Annotated in this window: 14 protein-coding genes and 1 other RNA gene; 13 read left to right on the top strand and 2 right to left on the bottom strand. The window is 64.4% G+C overall.

What is annotated here, in order from left to right; genetic code table 11:
• The first annotated feature begins 19 nt into the window (after positions 1–19).
• The 9 genes from RQH86_RS13220 to RQH86_RS13260 all read left to right on the top strand — a co-directional run bounded on the left by RQH86_RS13220 (position 20) and on the right by RQH86_RS13260 (position 9157).
• Positions 20–2338 carry a TonB-dependent siderophore receptor gene (locus RQH86_RS13220; protein WP_311239278.1) on the top strand — a complete coding sequence of 773 codons (2319 nt, stop codon included), beginning with the start codon at positions 20–22 and terminating at the stop codon, positions 2336–2338.
• Positions 2339–2386: 48 nt separating this feature from the next.
• A complete protein-coding gene (locus tag RQH86_RS13225; RefSeq protein ID WP_311239279.1) occupies positions 2387–3073 on the top strand; it encodes a Fe2+-dependent dioxygenase in 687 nt (228 codons plus the stop codon).
• Positions 3066–3824: a tetratricopeptide repeat protein gene (locus tag RQH86_RS13230; protein ID WP_311239280.1), complete on the top strand. Its 759-nt coding sequence runs from the start codon at positions 3066–3068 to the stop codon at positions 3822–3824. Before RQH86_RS13225 ends, RQH86_RS13230 begins: the two co-directional genes overlap by 8 nt.
• 6 nt (positions 3825–3830) lie before the next feature.
• Entirely contained in the window at positions 3831–4469 is a 639-nt protein-coding gene (locus tag RQH86_RS13235; protein WP_311239281.1) for a PepSY-associated TM helix domain-containing protein, read from the top strand.
• Positions 4470–4490: 21 nt separating this feature from the next.
• A complete protein-coding gene (locus RQH86_RS13240; protein ID WP_311239282.1) occupies positions 4491–5006 on the top strand; it encodes a DUF2271 domain-containing protein in 516 nt (171 codons plus the stop codon).
• Positions 5007–5175: 169 nt separating this feature from the next.
• Positions 5176–5979 carry a DUF4198 domain-containing protein gene (locus tag RQH86_RS13245; protein WP_055849621.1) on the top strand — a complete coding sequence of 268 codons (804 nt, stop codon included), beginning with the start codon at positions 5176–5178 and terminating at the stop codon, positions 5977–5979.
• A 276-nt stretch (positions 5980–6255) separates the two neighbouring features.
• The gene (locus tag RQH86_RS13250) at positions 6256–7230 is read left to right on the top strand and encodes an FAD:protein FMN transferase (RefSeq protein ID WP_311239283.1); all 975 of its coding nucleotides are present in this window, start codon (positions 6256–6258) and stop codon (positions 7228–7230) included.
• The gene (locus RQH86_RS13255) at positions 7227–8843 is read left to right on the top strand and encodes a flavodoxin domain-containing protein (protein WP_311239284.1); all 1617 of its coding nucleotides are present in this window, start codon (positions 7227–7229) and stop codon (positions 8841–8843) included. The genes RQH86_RS13250 and RQH86_RS13255 overlap by 4 nt, the downstream gene beginning before the upstream one ends.
• Positions 8844–9083: 240 nt before the next feature.
• Positions 9084–9157, top strand: a non-coding RNA gene (locus RQH86_RS13260) — sX9 sRNA.
• A 143-nt stretch (positions 9158–9300) separates the two neighbouring features.
• On the opposite strand, the gene RQH86_RS13265 is transcribed toward RQH86_RS13260, so the two are convergent.
• Both RQH86_RS13265 and RQH86_RS13270 read right to left on the bottom strand, forming a co-directional pair.
• Positions 9301–10005: a HutD family protein gene (locus RQH86_RS13265; RefSeq protein WP_115528557.1), complete on the bottom strand. Its 705-nt coding sequence runs from the start codon at positions 10003–10005 to the stop codon at positions 9301–9303.
• A gap of 481 nt (positions 10006–10486) precedes the next feature.
• Complete coding sequence (locus tag RQH86_RS13270; protein WP_005993268.1) at positions 10487–10861, bottom strand: helix-hairpin-helix domain-containing protein; 375 nt, start codon at positions 10859–10861, stop codon at positions 10487–10489.
• 157 nt (positions 10862–11018) lie between these two features.
• Here RQH86_RS13270 and RQH86_RS13275 point away from each other — a divergent pair, with 157 nt between their 5' ends.
• The 4 genes from RQH86_RS13275 to murU all read left to right on the top strand — a co-directional run bounded on the left by RQH86_RS13275 (position 11019) and on the right by murU (position 14885).
• A complete protein-coding gene (locus tag RQH86_RS13275; RefSeq protein ID WP_311239285.1) occupies positions 11019–12512 on the top strand; it encodes a M20 family metallopeptidase in 1494 nt (497 codons plus the stop codon).
• Between the two features lie 325 nt (positions 12513–12837).
• Complete coding sequence (locus RQH86_RS13280) at positions 12838–13110, top strand: GlsB/YeaQ/YmgE family stress response membrane protein (protein WP_005993264.1); 273 nt, start codon at positions 12838–12840, stop codon at positions 13108–13110.
• 48 nt (positions 13111–13158) lie between these two features.
• On the top strand, positions 13159–14178 hold the full coding sequence (locus RQH86_RS13285; RefSeq protein ID WP_311239286.1) for a phosphotransferase: 1020 nt from the start codon (positions 13159–13161) through the stop codon (positions 14176–14178).
• Positions 14175–14885: an N-acetylmuramate alpha-1-phosphate uridylyltransferase MurU gene (gene murU, locus RQH86_RS13290; protein WP_311239287.1), complete on the top strand. Its 711-nt coding sequence runs from the start codon at positions 14175–14177 to the stop codon at positions 14883–14885. Before RQH86_RS13285 ends, murU begins: the two co-directional genes overlap by 4 nt.
• Positions 14886–14916: the final 31 nt, after the last annotated feature.

The following is a 14916-nucleotide window of genomic DNA, read 5'->3' on the forward strand; positions in this document are numbered from 1 at the left end:
TTCCTTTTCGAGACGTCACATGACTCCCAGGATTTCCCCGCTCACTTCGGCCGTGCTGTTGACCCTGTCCGCTCCTGCGTTCGCCCAGCCTGGCGATGCGCCGGCGCCTCCAGGTGCGGTGGATCTGGATGCCATCCGGGTGCAGCAGGAACGTGCGCAAAAGCCGTCCTCGCCCAAGTACACCGAAGCGCTGCGCGACACCCCGCAGACCATCACGGTTGTCACCAAGCAGACCATGGACCAGCAGAATCTGCTGTCGCTGCGCGATGTGCTCAGCACGCTGCCCGGCATCACCTTCGGCGCGGGCGAAGGCGGCGGCGGATATGGCGACAGCATCAACCTGCGTGGCTTCACCGCCAGCAGCGACATCACCACCGATGGCGTGCGCGACAGCGCGCAGTACAGCCGCAGCGATACCTTCAACCTCGAGTCCGTGGAGCTGATCAACGGCGCCAACTCGGCGATGTCCGGTGCCGGTTCGGTCGGCGGCAACATCAACCTGGTGACCAAGGCCGCCGGGCAAGGCGACTTCACCAACGTGCTGATCGGCGGCGGCAGCGACCGTTATGGCCGCCTCACCGTCGACAGCAACTACGACTTCGAAAACGGCACCGCCGTGCGCCTGAACGCAATGGGTCACACCCAGGATGTGCCGGGCCGCGATGAAGAATTCCGCCATCGCTGGGGCTTTGCGCCATCGATCGCCTTCGGCCTGGGCTCGGATACGCGCTTCACGCTGAGCTACCTGCACCAGCACGACAACAACCTGCCGCAGTACGGCGTGCCGTTCGCGCTCAGCCCGTTCAACGATGGCCCGCTGCCGGGCGTGGACCGCGAAACCTATTACGGCTATCGCAATGTGTCGCGTCAGGAGATCGATGTGGACATGCTGACCGGCGTGCTGGAAATGGACTTCGACGACAACGTCAAGCTGCGCAGCCTGGCGCGTCTGCAGCGCGTGGATCAGACCACCTCGGCCACCGCGCCGGAAGGCACCTGGTGCCTGCCCAACAACACCAACGCCTACACCGGCCGCGCCTGCGTCGGCCAGCCGCCGTCCACCTGGAGCCCCAACAGCGGCCCGCGCGGGCTGGTGCGCGACACCGAAAACTTCATCGCGCATAGCCAGACCGATCTGACCGCCACCCTGCATACCGGCGCCATCGAGCACCGCGTGGTCGCCGGCGTGGCCTTCAGCAAGGAAGACTTCGAACTCGATAGCGGCAGCATCTTCCGCAATGCCGACGGCTCCACCACCGGCATCACCTACCCGCTGCAGACCTTCGACAACCCGTACAACATCTGGACCGGCCCGCAGAACTATTTCCGCACCGGCCGCAGCAAGGGCAGCCTGACCAATCAGGCGGTGTACCTGTTCGACACGCTGCAGTTCAACGAGCAATGGATGCTCAACCTGGGCGGCCGTTACGAGCACAACGAAGGCGACACCACCACCTACACCGTCAATACCACCGGCGGCGTGACCGGCGTGACTCCGGGCTTCCCGGCGGGCAGCAAGGACGATTTGTTCTCCTACCGTGCCGGCCTGGTATTCAAGCCGGTCGACAACGCCAGCCTGTATCTGTCCTACGCCAACAGCAAGACCCCGTCCAAGGCGTCGGTCAACGGCTCGTGCACGCCGATCGCCACCGCCACCGTCGGCGCCAACTGCAATGTTGAGCCCGAAAGTGCGGTCAACATCGAGCTGGGCGGCAAGTGGGATGTGTTGGACGAGCGCCTGGCGCTGACCGCTGCGGTCTTCCGCAACGAGCGCGAAAACTACAAGGTCAACAGCGGCGACCCGCTGATTCCCGAGCAGGTGCTCGACGGCAAGGCGCGCGTGGACGGTATCGCACTGGGCGTGGCCGGCTACCTGACCGAGCACTGGTCGGTCTTCGCCAACTACACCTTCCTGGACAGCGAAGTGCTGCAGAGCGTGTCCAACCGTACCGCCGGCCTCACCGGCGACCCGATTGCCGGGCGCGAACTGGTGCAGACCCCGCGTAATGCCGGCAATCTCTGGACCACCTACGCGCTCAACCAGTGGACCTTCGGCTACGGCGTCAATTACCAGGGCAGCTTCTACCCGAACAACACCTCGACCGCGGTCTACCGCAAGACCGACGCGTACTGGGTGCACCGTGCGATGGTCGGCCTGCGCGTCAACGACTGGCTCAGCCTGCAGTTGAACGTCAACAACCTGTTCGACAAGGAGTACTACACCAGCATCCGCAACAACCTCACCGTCAACGCCGCGGGTACCGTCACCGCCGGCAGTGGTTGGGCGTTGCCGGGCGATGGCCGCTCGGCGGTGTTGAACGCTACCTTCAGTTTCTAACCTTCCGGAACGCCGCCCGCACCCTGCGGACGGCGTGGAGAGCGCCGCATGCTGCTGCCCATTCCCGATGTCTTGACGCCCGTGCAGCTCAGCGAGTTGCGCGCGCGGCTGGACGCGGCCGACTGGGCAGACGGCCGCATTACCGCTGGCCATCAATCGGCGCAGGCCAAGGACAACGCGCAGTTGCCCGAGGACAGCGCCGCAGCGCGCGAGGCCAGCGCATTGGTGCTGGAGGCGCTCTCCCGCAGCAGCACGTTCTTCTCGGCGGTGTTGCCGCGTCGGATCTATCCGCCGTTGTTCAATCGCTACAGCGGCGGGCAGTCGTTCGGGTATCACGTCGACAACGCGGTGCGTTACGACCGCAGTCGCGGCGGTGCCGAGCCGATCCGCACCGATGTGTCGTGCACGCTGTTTCTCAGCGACCCGGACAGTTACGACGGTGGCGAGCTGGTGATCGAAGATACCTTCGGCACGCAGTCGGTGAAGCTGCCGGCCGGGCACCTGGTGATCTACCCCGGCACCAGCCTGCATAAAGTGATGCCGGTGACGCGCGGCACGCGTGTCGCCTCGTTCTTCTGGATCCAAAGCATGCTGCGCGAAGATGCGCAGCGCCGCCTGTTGTTCGAACTGGATGTGTCGATCCGTCGTTTGACCCAGGACACGCCCGGGCATCCGTCATTGATCCAGCTCACCGGCGTGTATCACAACCTGCTGCGGCAGTGGGCCGATGTCTGAGCCTGCGATTGACCCAGCCCTGCTGATTACACTGCTGCAGACCCAGCCTGCCCAGGCAGTCGCGCTGCTGCGCAAGGCCGCCGCCGGTCAGGATGTGACTGCACAACTGCTGCTCGCACAGCTGTATGCCGAAGGCCGCGGCATTGCCGCCGATCCGGCCATGGCGATGCTGTGGTACGAAGTGGCCGCCAATGCCGGACATCCGGAAGCGATGAATCAACTGGGACGCTGCCACGAACTGGGCTTTGGCACCACCATCAACGAGGTGCTGGCGGCGCTGTGGTATCGCCGCGCCGCCGAGCACGGCCTGGAATGGGGCATGTACAACCTGGCGCATGTGTACGCCTCCGGGCGCGGCGTGGCGCAGGACCAGGCACACGCATTGACGCTGTATCGCACCGCGGCCGAACGTGGTCACGCCAAGTCGATGAATTTTGTGGCGCGCTATCTCGACCAGGGCCTGGCCTGCGCGGCGGATCCGCTTGCTGCACGCGAGTGGTATCGCCGCGCCGCAGAGGCGGGCGATTTTCGCGGCCAGGCCAGCTATGCAACGTTGCTTGCCGATGAAGGCGCACTCGATCAGGCCGAACACTGGATGCGACGCGCCATCGGCGGCGGGCACGCCGGGTTCCTGCGTCAGCTCACGCCCGTGCTGGTCAACGCACCGCAGCCACGCCTGCGCGCCTTGCTCAGCGATGTGGCCGCGCGACAGTCGCAGCTGCAGCCGCCCGTTCCCGCAGACGTGGCATAAATCGGCATGCCCGCTTCCAACGACACCATCGCCACTGCACAGCAACGCCGCGGCTTCTGGCTGCGCATGCTGCATCAATGGCACTGGATCAGTTCGGCGCTGTGTCTGATCGGCATGCTGCTGTTTACGGTTACCGGGCTCACCCTCAACCACGCTGCGCGCATCGAAGCCAGCCCGTCCACCGAGCAACGCACGCTCACCCTGCCGCCAGCGCTGTTGAAGACCTTGGGCGCGCGCCAGGACGGCGATGCACCGCTGCCGCCGCGCGTGGCGCAGTGGCTGGGTCGCGAACTGGAGATCAGCGTCGGCAGCCGCAACGCAGAGTGGTCGCCCGACGAGCTGTATGTCGCCCTGCCCCGCCCCGGTGGCGATGCCTGGCTGAGCCTGGACCGCAGCACCGGCGCGATCGAATACGAACGCACCACGCGTGGCTGGATCGCCTATCTCAACGATCTGCACAAAGGCCGCAACACCGGGCCGGCCTGGGGCTGGTTCATCGACGTGTTCGCCATCGCCTGCCTGGTGTTCTGCATCACCGGCCTGTTCCTGCTGCACCTGCATGCGCGTCAGCGCAGCATGACCTGGCCGCTGGTCGGCCTGGGCCTGCTGATTCCGCTGCTGCTTGCCTTGCTGTTGATCCACTGACCTTACTGACCGGAGACGATCATGCGTGCCACCCTGACCATCGCTCTGAGCGGCCTGCTCGCCATGCCGGCGTATGCGGCCACGCTCGACATCAACGTCGAAATCCCCAAGCTCAATGTCGCCGAATACCACCGCCCGTACGTGGCGATCTGGCTGGAAGGCGCAGACCAGAAGGTCGCCGCCAATCTGGCGGTCTGGTACCAATCCAAGGACACCGCCGAAGGCCACGGCACCAAGTGGCTGCCGGATCTGCGCCAGTGGTGGCGCAAGAGCGGCCGCACGCTGGAGGTGCCGGTCGATGGCGTGACCGGCCCCACCCGGCCTGCCGGCGCGCATGCGCTGTCGTTCACGAACACCAAGGGCGCGCTGAAGTCGCTGCCGGCCGGCCAGTACACACTGGTGGTGGAAGCTGCGCGCGAAGTCGGGGGCCGCGAGTTGGTCAAGGTGCCTTTCACCTGGCCGGCCACCTCGGCGCAGTCTGCCAAGGCCAGCGGCAGCAGCGAACTCGGTGCGGTGAGCCTGACCGCCAAGCCCTGATGCAGATGGGCGCGGATGCGGTGCCGCCGTGCATGCATCCGTGCCCATGACACGCGCGCTACGTGGCGCAGACGCGTATCGACTTTCGTTACCCACGCATCCACGCAGCGCCGCAGTGCGCTGATCAGACACGTGACCCACCCGCCTTATCGTTCTTCAAGGAGTTGTCATGAAACGTTCGCATGTCCTGATCGCCCTGCTGGCCGCACTTCCCGTCAGCGCGTTCGCCCACAAGGCCTGGCTGCTGCCATCGCAAACCGTCCTGGCCGGCGAAGCGCCGTGGATCACCGTCGATGCGGCGGTGTCCAACGACTTGTTCTACTTCAATCACGTGCCGCTGCGCCTGGATAATCTGAGCATCACCGCGCCCGATGGCAGCGCGCTCAAGCCGGAAAACCCGGCCACCGGCAAGTACCGCAGCGTGTTCGATCTGCAGCTCACCCAGCCTGGCACCTACAAGCTCAGCATCGTCAACGCCGGCCTGTTCGCCAGCTGGAAGGAAGACGGCAAGCCCAAGCGCTGGCGCGGCAACGAGGCAAGCTTTGCCACCGAAGTGCCGAAAGACGCGAAGGAGCTGCAGGTGTCGCAATCGCTCAATCGCGTGGAAACCTTCGTGACCCGCGGCGCGCCGACCACCACCGCGTTCAAGCCCAGCGGCAAGGGCATCGAACTGGTGCCGGTGACCCACCCCAACGACCTTGTCGCCGGTGAAGCGGCGCAGTTCACCCTGCAGCTGGATGGCAAGCCAGCAGCCGGGCTGGAGATCGAGATCGTGCGTGGCGGCACGCGCTATCGCGATGCGCAGAACGAGATCAAGCTCAAGACCGACGCCAAGGGCGGCTTCAGCGTGACCTGGCCGGAAGCGGGCATGTACTGGCTGGAAACCACCAGCGAAGACAGCAAGACCTCGCTGCCGCAGGCCAAACAACGTCGCCTGGGCTACGTGGTAACGCTGGAAGTGTTGCCGCAGTAATCGCCGCATCCCGCCACTGCGTTGACCTTACGGTTAACGCAGTGGCGATGTGGAAGCGGCACATGCCGTTCGGCGTGTACCGCCTGCCGCCTGTGCGGTATTTGCGGTATTTGCGGTATTTGCGGTATTTGCGGTGTTTGCGGTGTTTGCGATATGTGCTGCAGCATCGAATCGGCGCATCCCTCACTGTTTCAAACATCACACCGCGTGATGCAAACCACACGCTCGCGCGTCACCATGGCTGCCTCAGGCAGCACCTGCTCGACCGGTCCACGCATGCACCCAGTTTCTTCCGCAGATGACGCCGTTGCCTCCCTGGGCGGGCGCAGCATGGGCACCACCTGGAGCGTCAAGCTGGTGGCGCCGCGTGCGCGCGACCTGCATCCCCTGCATGCGCGTATCCATGCAGCGCTCGATCGCGTGGTCGCGCAAATGAGCACCTGGGAAGCCGACTCGGATATCAGCCGCTACAACCGTGCCGCGGCCGGTCAGTGGCAGACATTGCCCGATGACTTTTTCACCGTGCTGCGCACCGCGCTGCAGATCGCGCAGGCCAGCGACGGCGCGTTCGACCCCACGGTCGGGCCGATGGTCGAACTGTGGGGCTTTGGCGCCTCCGGCGGCCGGCGGCGTGTGCCCTCGCCCGAGCAGATCGCGCTGGCCAGCCTGCGCTGTGGCTGGCAACGCCTGGCTCTGGATGGCCAGCGGGTGCTGCAACCTGGCGCCGTCGCACTGGATCTATCCGGCATCGCAAAAGGCTTCGGGGTGGACTGCGTGCAGCACGCATTGCGACAGGCCGACATCGCCAGCGCCTTGATCGACGTTGGCGGCGAATTGTTCGGCTATGGATGCAAACCCGATGGCAGCGCGTGGCGTGTGCTGGTCGAATCCGCGCCCGACGAAGACGCCGGCGCCACATTGCCGGCACGTGTGCTCACGCTGGATGGCTTGGCAGTCGCCACATCGGGCGATCGCTGGCACCGCTTCGATGCCGACGGCATGCGCTACGCGCACACCTTCGATCCACGCACTGGAGCACCGATTCCGCATGCGCCTGCCGCCGTCACCGTGCTCGCGCGCGATGCCATGCAGGCCGATGCCTGGGCCACCGCAATGACCGTGCTCGGGATCGACGCAGGTCTTGCCTATGCCGCCAAGACCGATCTGGCAGTGCGCTTTCTGACGCGACACGATGGCAGCTTGCATGAAGCGATGAGCCCGGCGTTCGAGCAACATCTGGCGGCGTCATGAGCGCCGCAAGCCCACGCGTGTGGATGGGTAACGGGGCGCTGCTGCTCGCACTGGCGACGCTTGTCGGATGGCTTGCCAGCCTGCATGACGGTGCCTGGTGGAGCGCACCGACACCGCATCGCTTGCAATGGGCGGCCGTCGGGATGGCCGCTTACGCTGTGCTGTGCGCGGCGGTCTTGCTGCGCCGCCGGGCACGCGCCAACACGTTGCACGGCGACAGCAGTGGCATGCTGATTGTGTGGGCAAGCCAGACTGGATTCGCACGCGAATTGGCCGAGCGTAGTGCTGCTGCCTTGCAAGCGGCAGGTATCGGTGCCTACGCACTCCCGCTGGAGGCGGTGGTTGCCGAGCAGCTCGCGCGCGTGCCGCGTTTGCTATGCATCGTCAGCACCACCGGCGAAGGCGATGCACCGGATCACGCACAGGCTGCGGAGCGTCACTGGCTCGCCGACGGCGGACAGGATCTGGCCGCCGTGCAGTACGCGGTGCTGGCGCTCGGCGATCGCCGTTACACGCAATTCTGTGCGTTCGGTCGCCATCTCGATGACCACCTGCACGCGCGCGGCGGCACCCGCCTGTTCGAGCGCATCGAGGTCGACAATGCCGACCCGCGCGCATTGCAGCAATGGCAGCAACGTCTGTCAGCATTGGCACCTGCACTTGCCGAGCAACCCGACTGGAGCGTGCCGACCTACACGGCCTGGCAGCTGCGCGAGCGCGTCCACGTCAATCCAGGCAGTGCCGGCGCACCGATCCATCGGCTCCGTCTCACTCCCATCGATGGCGCACTGCCGGCATGGCGTGCTGGCGACATCGCCGAGGTCGCGCCGCAGAACGCACCGGAGCGTGTCGACGCCTGGTTGCAGCGTCATCGACGCGATGGCTCGGACATCATCGACGGTCGTACGCTGCGCGACTGGCTTGGCTGCTCGCAACTGCCCACCGATGCACAGACGGCGGCCACGGCGTCAGCGGATGCGACCGCCTTGGCGCATAGCCTGATCACGCTGCCGCATCGCGAATACTCGCTCGCATCGATCAGCGAAGAAGGCCACGCCGAACTGCTGATCCGCGAACATCGGCATGTCGATGGGCAGCTAGGGGTCGGCAGTGGCTGGCTGTGCGTGCATGCTCACCTCGGCGCGCAGATTGCCTTGCGCCTGCGCAGCAATCCTGGGTTCCACCCACCCTCACCCGCGCAGCCCATGCTGCTGATCGGCAATGGCACCGGCATCGCCGGCTTGCGCGCCCACCTACGCGCACGCATTGCAGCCGGTGCGCGCGACAACTGGCTGATCTTTGGCGAACGCAATGCCGCGCACGACGCGCTGTACGCCGACGAACTGCAGCAGTGGCAACACGATGGCTGGATCACGCGTCTGGACCTGGTGTACTCGCGCGACCACAACCCCTCGGTACGCTACGTACAACATGCATTGGCCGCTGCCAGCGATCGCCTGCGGCAATGGATCGACCGCGGCGCCTGCATCTATCTCTGCGGCAGCCTGCGCGGCATGGCACCCGAAGTGGACCGCACCCTCGACACCCTGCTGGGCACTGATGTCAGGCAAGAACTGCTACGCAGCGGCCGCTACCGTCGCGACGTGTATTGAACAGCAAGCGTGCAGGCTGACGATCGCAGCTTGGCAGCGGGGAGCGCTGCCATCACGTGGCGATCGTGGGCAGGCAGACATGGCATCCGAATCCTGCATGCAGCAATGATCGTTTGTCGGCAAACGATGCTCTGCATCGGCACGCTTCGGCACGTTGCTGCAGTTCTGCGAGTTCGCTAAGAGCAGCTTACAAAACGACTGTGAACTGCCAGACGGCCGCAGCCGTTGCTCGGCATCGGTGTGTGCCACTCACACTCCAGTCCCTGCGCGCCGTTCACACCCACCAGACGAGTGCTCGCTACTTGTTGTCAGCCTCTTTAGTTTCTCGACGCAGACAGTGCACGTGACACGTATCAATCCAAATTGCTAACTACCCGGTTCACTGGCTGCGCTTTTACTTGCACTTGCATCTCGGCCGTTCAATGCAAGCAAGAACACTCTCAACTGCCCGGACCTGCTAATCAGAGGCGCCAGCAAGCGGACTCACCCGGATCGCCAACAGCTCGCCGCCGCCATCGAGCACGTAACGGGTCCGCGTCGATGCACTCAGCCATGCGGTGTCGCCCGCAGCCAGGGGCGGCAGCTCACTGTCGCGTCCAAAGCTGGCTTGGCCCGCCAACAGGTGGATGACCCAGGCGCTGCCCGGATCCGCAAAGAACAGCATGGTGCCGACCAAGGGGCGATGCAGCAGCTCGGTATGCAGCAGATCGCGGCGCCACATCAGATTGAAGTCCTGCGTCGGCCCATCGAGCAAAGTCGCACCGACCGTCTCTTCGCCAGCGAATCGGACACGCTGGTAGGGCGGCAGCAATTCGACGACACGAGCGGCGCCAGCGACGCGTGCGCCAGCATCACCGTCATCAGTAGGTGTATCTGTGATCAGGCCATCAGCACGCGCAGCACCATCACCGGGATCAAGCCCACCGTCGCCAAACTGCAGGCGCATGCCGTTTCCATGCAGCAACACCAATTCGCGGTCGATCCCCGGGAATGCGGAAAACGCGGCGTCCTGTTCGATCTCGGCAATCGACAGCCGCAATGCCCAGGCCTCGGATTCCCCGAGCCGCAGGATCTCGCGTGTCCAACCCAATTGATTGCGCCACCGCTCGCGGCGGTACTCGGTGGCCGGAATCACCCGGCTGCTCAGGTCTGTCAGCTGCATCTGCGCATTGTGCCCGAAGCCCGCCGCCCAAGCCCTGCTGCAACCGTGCGGTATCCGCAGACGGCACGCAAACCAGGCATCTCGAGCCGCCCTCGCGTTTCGAGCCCCCGGCACATCGAGCACTCAGAGAATAACGGTCTGCATCGACCTCGCTGCATCACGCGACGCTCAACGGGATGTCGAGATGTCGAGATGTCAGGATCTCAGGACACTGCGATGTCCGTGCGTCAATGCGTCAACTTGCCGAAGCATATGGGTGCGGGCCGTTGTCAGCGCAAAGCCAGGCGTTGCCCATCAGGAACAGCGCTGCGATGAGATCGAATCAACACGTCCTGAAACGAAAAACGCCCGGCTGCACATCCAAGTGCAACACCGGGCGATTCCACGTCCTTGTCGGCTTCCAGCCATCCCCCGGACATCCTGTCCAGTTAGGTTGCGGCCACGCATCCTCGCGTCGAACCGTATCTCGGATCCCTTCCCCTTAACGCCGTCCCACCGGTTTCACCGCCGCCCCCTTGGCAGCCTTCTTGGCGGGAGCCATCGTGGCTCCTACTTCGATCAGGTCACGATTCCGTTCGACCGTCTTGAGTCCGATGCCCTTGACCAGTGCCAGTTCCTCGGCACTTTTGAAGGGACCGTTTGCCTGACGGTGCTCAACGATTGCCTCGGCTTTTGATCGCCCGACATTCGTCAGCACCTTGTCCAATTCCTCAGCAGACGCGGTGTTGATATCGACCTTCTCAAGCGCGTACGCATTCGAGGACAACAACAACGCCAGTAGCAGGGACTTCAGGACTACGGTAAATGACTTCATTGCAACGCTCCTTGTGGCTTGGGTGATGGTCCTAGCCAGCATTCCTGCCGGCGGAGCCAGTGTCCCGCGCCACATGCAGCAATCCTATCGCCAACGAACTTTTCACACAGCAGGTGAACTGCGCGCCGCCTTGTAGGGAAATACCTACCCCTGGCCCCGGGCGTAGAATGTGTCATTACGTCACGCATTCGGAGCCTTCATGGACAGCGCCAAGATCGACCAATTCATCAGCGATACCTGGGACCGCGAAATCGTCCCCCAGCTGGTCGATTACATCCGTATTCCCAACAAGTCGCCGATGTTCGACGCCGATTGGGTGGCCCACGGCTATATGGAGCAGGCTGTCACGTTGATGGAAACCTGGGCGCGCGCCCAAGCCATCGATGGCATGCAGGTCGAGGTGGTGCGCCTGGACGGCCGCACGCCGCTGATCTTCATCGAGATCCCGGCCACCGGCCCGGAGTCTGGCGACGACACCGTGTTGTTGTACGGCCATCTGGACAAGCAGCCGGAGATGACCGGTTGGGATGCCGACCTGGGCCCCTGGGAGCCGGTGCTGCGCGACGACAAGTTGTATGGCCGGGGCGGCGCCGACGACGGTTACGCGATCTTCGGCTCGCTGGCGGCGATTCTGGCGCTGCGCACCCAGGGCCTGTCGCATGCGCGGTGCGTGGTGCTGATCGAAGCCTGCGAAGAGTCCGGCAGCTACGATCTGCCCGCTTACGTGGACCATCTGGCCGAGCGTATCGGCAAGCCCTCGCTGGTGGTATGCCTGGATTCGGGCTGCGGCAATTACGAGCAGTTGTGGTGCACCACTTCGCTGCGCGGCCTGACCGGTGGCAACCTCAGCGTGAAGGTGCTGGAAGAAGGTGTGCATTCCGGCGATGCGTCCGGCGTGGTGCCGTCCAGCTTCCGGCTGCTGCGGCAGTTGCTGTCGCGCATCGAAGACGAAACCTCGGGCCGCATCCTGCTGGAAGGTTTGCATGTGGAGGTGCCGGCCGAGCGCCTGACCCAGGCCAAGGCTGCAGCGGCGACGCTGGATACCGCCATCTTCGACAAATTCCCGATGGTCGATGGCCTGGTGCCGATGCATGACGACCTCACCGAGCTGGTCTTGAACCGGACCTGGCGCCCGGCGCTGTCGATCACCGGCGTGGACGGCATGCCGCCGCTGGCCTCGGCCGGCAATGTATTGCGTCCGCAGACCGCGGTGAAGCTGTCGCTGCGTCTGCCGCCAACCGCCGACGGCAAGGCCTGTGGCGAACTGCTCAAGCAGGCATTGCTGCGCGACCCGCCCAATGGCGCGCAGGTCACGCTGGAGCTGGAAAAGGCATCGTCCGGTTGGAATGCCCCGGCCATGGCGCCGTGGCTGGAGAAGGCCATCGACGATGCCAGCCAGGCCTTCTTCGACAAGCCGGCGATGTACATGGGCGAAGGCGGCTCGATCCCGTTCATGGGCATGCTGGGCGAAAAGTTCCCCGGCGCGCAGTTCATGATCACCGGCGTGCTGGGGCCGCATTCCAATGCGCATGGCCCAAACGAGTTTTTGCACATCCCGATGGGCAAGCGCGTCACCGCCTGCGTGTCGAAGGTGATCGCCGAGCATCACGCGGCCTGCCTGCGCGGGGAAACCAGCGGCTCGCCGGTGGCGGCCGATAGCGGTACCCGTCATGGTGGACACGGTTGCTGTTGAGCCGACGAGAGACGACTGCGGGTTGAGGGCGTGTCCTGACGTGAAGCATTGCGTTGCATTTGGCGCAAAGGACGCGGCATCGGCAACCTGGTCAGCGTCTTCTCGCCCAGCTCCTCTCCCGCAGGGACAGAGGCTGGGTCTTCGATCATGCGATTGAAGGCGGCGGCTGTCTGGGCAGTCACTCCATGACAGGGTTTCTGTGGCAATGCCCAACGCAACGAGTTGCTGAAGGCAGCCCATCAGCACCACTCGCGCTGTACGTGCAGCGCGAGTCGCCACCATCCGAAATGCTAGTCTGCCGATCCCGTTCGCCTTCGGTGCTGCAATGAACACTTTGTTTGGTAGCGACAGCTGGCTCTACATTTTGCTGGTGGGATTTGTGGTCGGGCTGCTGGCGCGTTTCATCACGCCCGGCACGCAGCGCCTGGGTTGCCTGCTGACCATCGTGCTGGGCATCGCCGGGGCGGTGGTAGCCAGCTGGTTTGGCCGCTACATGGGCTGGTACCACGCAGGCGAGCCTGCTGGTTTCCTCGGCGCGTTGCTCGGTGCCATCGCCATCCTTGCACTGCTGCGCTTGTTCAGCGGCAGCAAACGCTGACCGCTGCATTGCACGCTTCGCCCTCACTTCACTACGCAACCACGACACATGACGGTATCGCCTTCTGACCCTGCGCGCGACGCGCTGCGCCTGCAATGGGTGCGACACGCACTGGATGACCCATCTGCAGTATTGCAACGCGCGTCGGTCGACGCCGGGTTTCGCAGTTACTGGCGCACGCAGGGACGCGGCACCGATCGCATCCTGATGGATGCGCCACCGCAGCTTGAAAACGTGGCGCCGTGGTTGCGCATGCACGCCGTGTTGGGTACGCATGGAGTCCGCGTGCCGCAGGTGCTGGCTAAGGACCTGGAGGTCGGCTTCCTGCTATTGGAGGATCTGGGCGTACCGACGCTGGCGCAGGTCCTGACCGACGCCAATGCCGACGCCCTGCTGGATGGCGCCATCGCACAATTGCTGTTGCTGCAACAGATCCCCCCACCTGCCGACAGCGGGGTGTTTGGTGAGGCGCTGCTGCAACGCGATGCCGGCTTGTTCGAGGAATGGTTTCTGGGTCGCCATCTTGGCGTGCAGCTGGACTGCGGCCAGGCCGAGCAGTTGCAGCTGGTGCAACGGCGCTTGATGGACAACGCGCTGGCGCAGCCACGCGTGTTCACCCATCGCGACTTCATGCCGCGCAATCTGATGCCGGTAACCGATGGTCCGGCAGTATTGGACTTTCAGGATTGCGTGATCGGGCCGATCGCCTACGACCCGATCAGTCTGTTTAAGGACACCTCGGTGAGTTGGCCGATCGCACGCGTCGACGGCTGGCTGGCGCGTTATCACGCCCGTGCGCAGGCCGCCGGATTGCCGGTGCCGCCACTGCAGCAGTTTCTGCGCGATGCGGACTGGATGGGCGTGCAGCGGCATCTGAAAAACCTGGGCATTTTTTCGCGCCTGAGCCATCGCGATGGGAAGCATTGGTATCTGGACAACGTGCCGCGCTTCATCGCCTATCTGGACGAAGTACTGCCGCGCTATGCCGAGCTGGCGCCGCTGATCATGCTGCTGGACGAGGTGGTCAAACCCGCATTGGCAACACGCGCACTGCAGGCGAACGCATGAAGGCGTTGATTTTTGCAGCAGGCTTTGGCGAGCGGATGCGGCCGTTGACCGAGCACACGCCCAAACCCTTGCTGTCTGTCGGCGGCACGCCGCTGATCGTCTGGCATTTACGCAAACTGGCAGCGTTGGGCGTGGACGAGGTAGTGATCAATACCTCGTGGCTGGCCGAACAGTTTCCGCAAACGCTGGGAGACGGCAGCGCGTTCGGGCTGCGTCTGACGTATTCCTATGAAGGCGCAACGCCGCTGGAAACCGGCGGCGGCATGTTGCACGCACTGCCGCTATTGGGCGATGCACCGTTCCTGCTGGTCAATGGCGATATCTGGACCGATTTCGACTTTGCCCGTCTGTCGCATGCACCGGAAGGACTGGCGCAGCTGGTGCTGGTGGATCGCCCCGTTTATGCAGAGCGCGCTGATTTTGCGCTGGATGCGGAGGGCAAGGTGCACGCAGATCTGCCCGCAACGCTTACCTATTCCGGCATCGGCATGTATCGACCGTCGCTGATGCACGATTGGCAATCGGTGATTGGTCAGTTGCCAGAGCAGTCCGGCGCTGCGCCGCGGTTTGCGTTGGCGCCGATCCTGCGCGCGCAGATGGCGGCAGGGCTGATCGACGGCATCCACCATGCCGGGCGCTGGACCGATGTCGGCACGCCGCAGCGTCTGGCAGAACTGGATGCACAGTTACTGCGCAACGGCGGCTGATCGCAACTCGTTGCTGCAACGCTTGTCATCA

This window comes from Xanthomonas sp. WCS2018Noco2-27, assembly GCF_031843525.1.
GTDB lineage: Bacteria > Pseudomonadota > Gammaproteobacteria > Xanthomonadales > Xanthomonadaceae > Xanthomonas.

Coding starts and splice junctions, on each gene's coding strand:
- RQH86_RS13280 (WP_005993264.1), top strand. CDS start 12,838: ATGAACACTTTGTTTGGTAGCGACAGCTGGCTCTACATTTTGCTGGTG.
- RQH86_RS13230 (WP_311239280.1), top strand. CDS start 3,066: ATGTCTGAGCCTGCGATTGACCCAGCCCTGCTGATTACACTGCTGCAG.
- RQH86_RS13250 (WP_311239283.1), top strand. CDS start 6,256: ATGCACCCAGTTTCTTCCGCAGATGACGCCGTTGCCTCCCTGGGCGGG.
- RQH86_RS13240 (WP_311239282.1), top strand. CDS start 4,491: ATGCGTGCCACCCTGACCATCGCTCTGAGCGGCCTGCTCGCCATGCCG.
- RQH86_RS13275 (WP_311239285.1), top strand. CDS start 11,019: ATGGACAGCGCCAAGATCGACCAATTCATCAGCGATACCTGGGACCGC.
- RQH86_RS13220 (WP_311239278.1), top strand. CDS start 20: ATGACTCCCAGGATTTCCCCGCTCACTTCGGCCGTGCTGTTGACCCTG.
- RQH86_RS13245 (WP_055849621.1), top strand. CDS start 5,176: ATGAAACGTTCGCATGTCCTGATCGCCCTGCTGGCCGCACTTCCCGTC.
- RQH86_RS13255 (WP_311239284.1), top strand. CDS start 7,227: ATGAGCGCCGCAAGCCCACGCGTGTGGATGGGTAACGGGGCGCTGCTG.
- RQH86_RS13235 (WP_311239281.1), top strand. CDS start 3,831: ATGCCCGCTTCCAACGACACCATCGCCACTGCACAGCAACGCCGCGGC.
- murU (WP_311239287.1), top strand. CDS start 14,175: ATGAAGGCGTTGATTTTTGCAGCAGGCTTTGGCGAGCGGATGCGGCCG.
- RQH86_RS13285 (WP_311239286.1), top strand. CDS start 13,159: ATGACGGTATCGCCTTCTGACCCTGCGCGCGACGCGCTGCGCCTGCAA.
- RQH86_RS13270 (WP_005993268.1), bottom strand. CDS start 10,861: ATGCTGGCTAGGACCATCACCCAAGCCACAAGGAGCGTTGCAATGAAG.
- RQH86_RS13225 (WP_311239279.1), top strand. CDS start 2,387: ATGCTGCTGCCCATTCCCGATGTCTTGACGCCCGTGCAGCTCAGCGAG.
- RQH86_RS13265 (WP_115528557.1), bottom strand. CDS start 10,005: ATGCAGCTGACAGACCTGAGCAGCCGGGTGATTCCGGCCACCGAGTAC.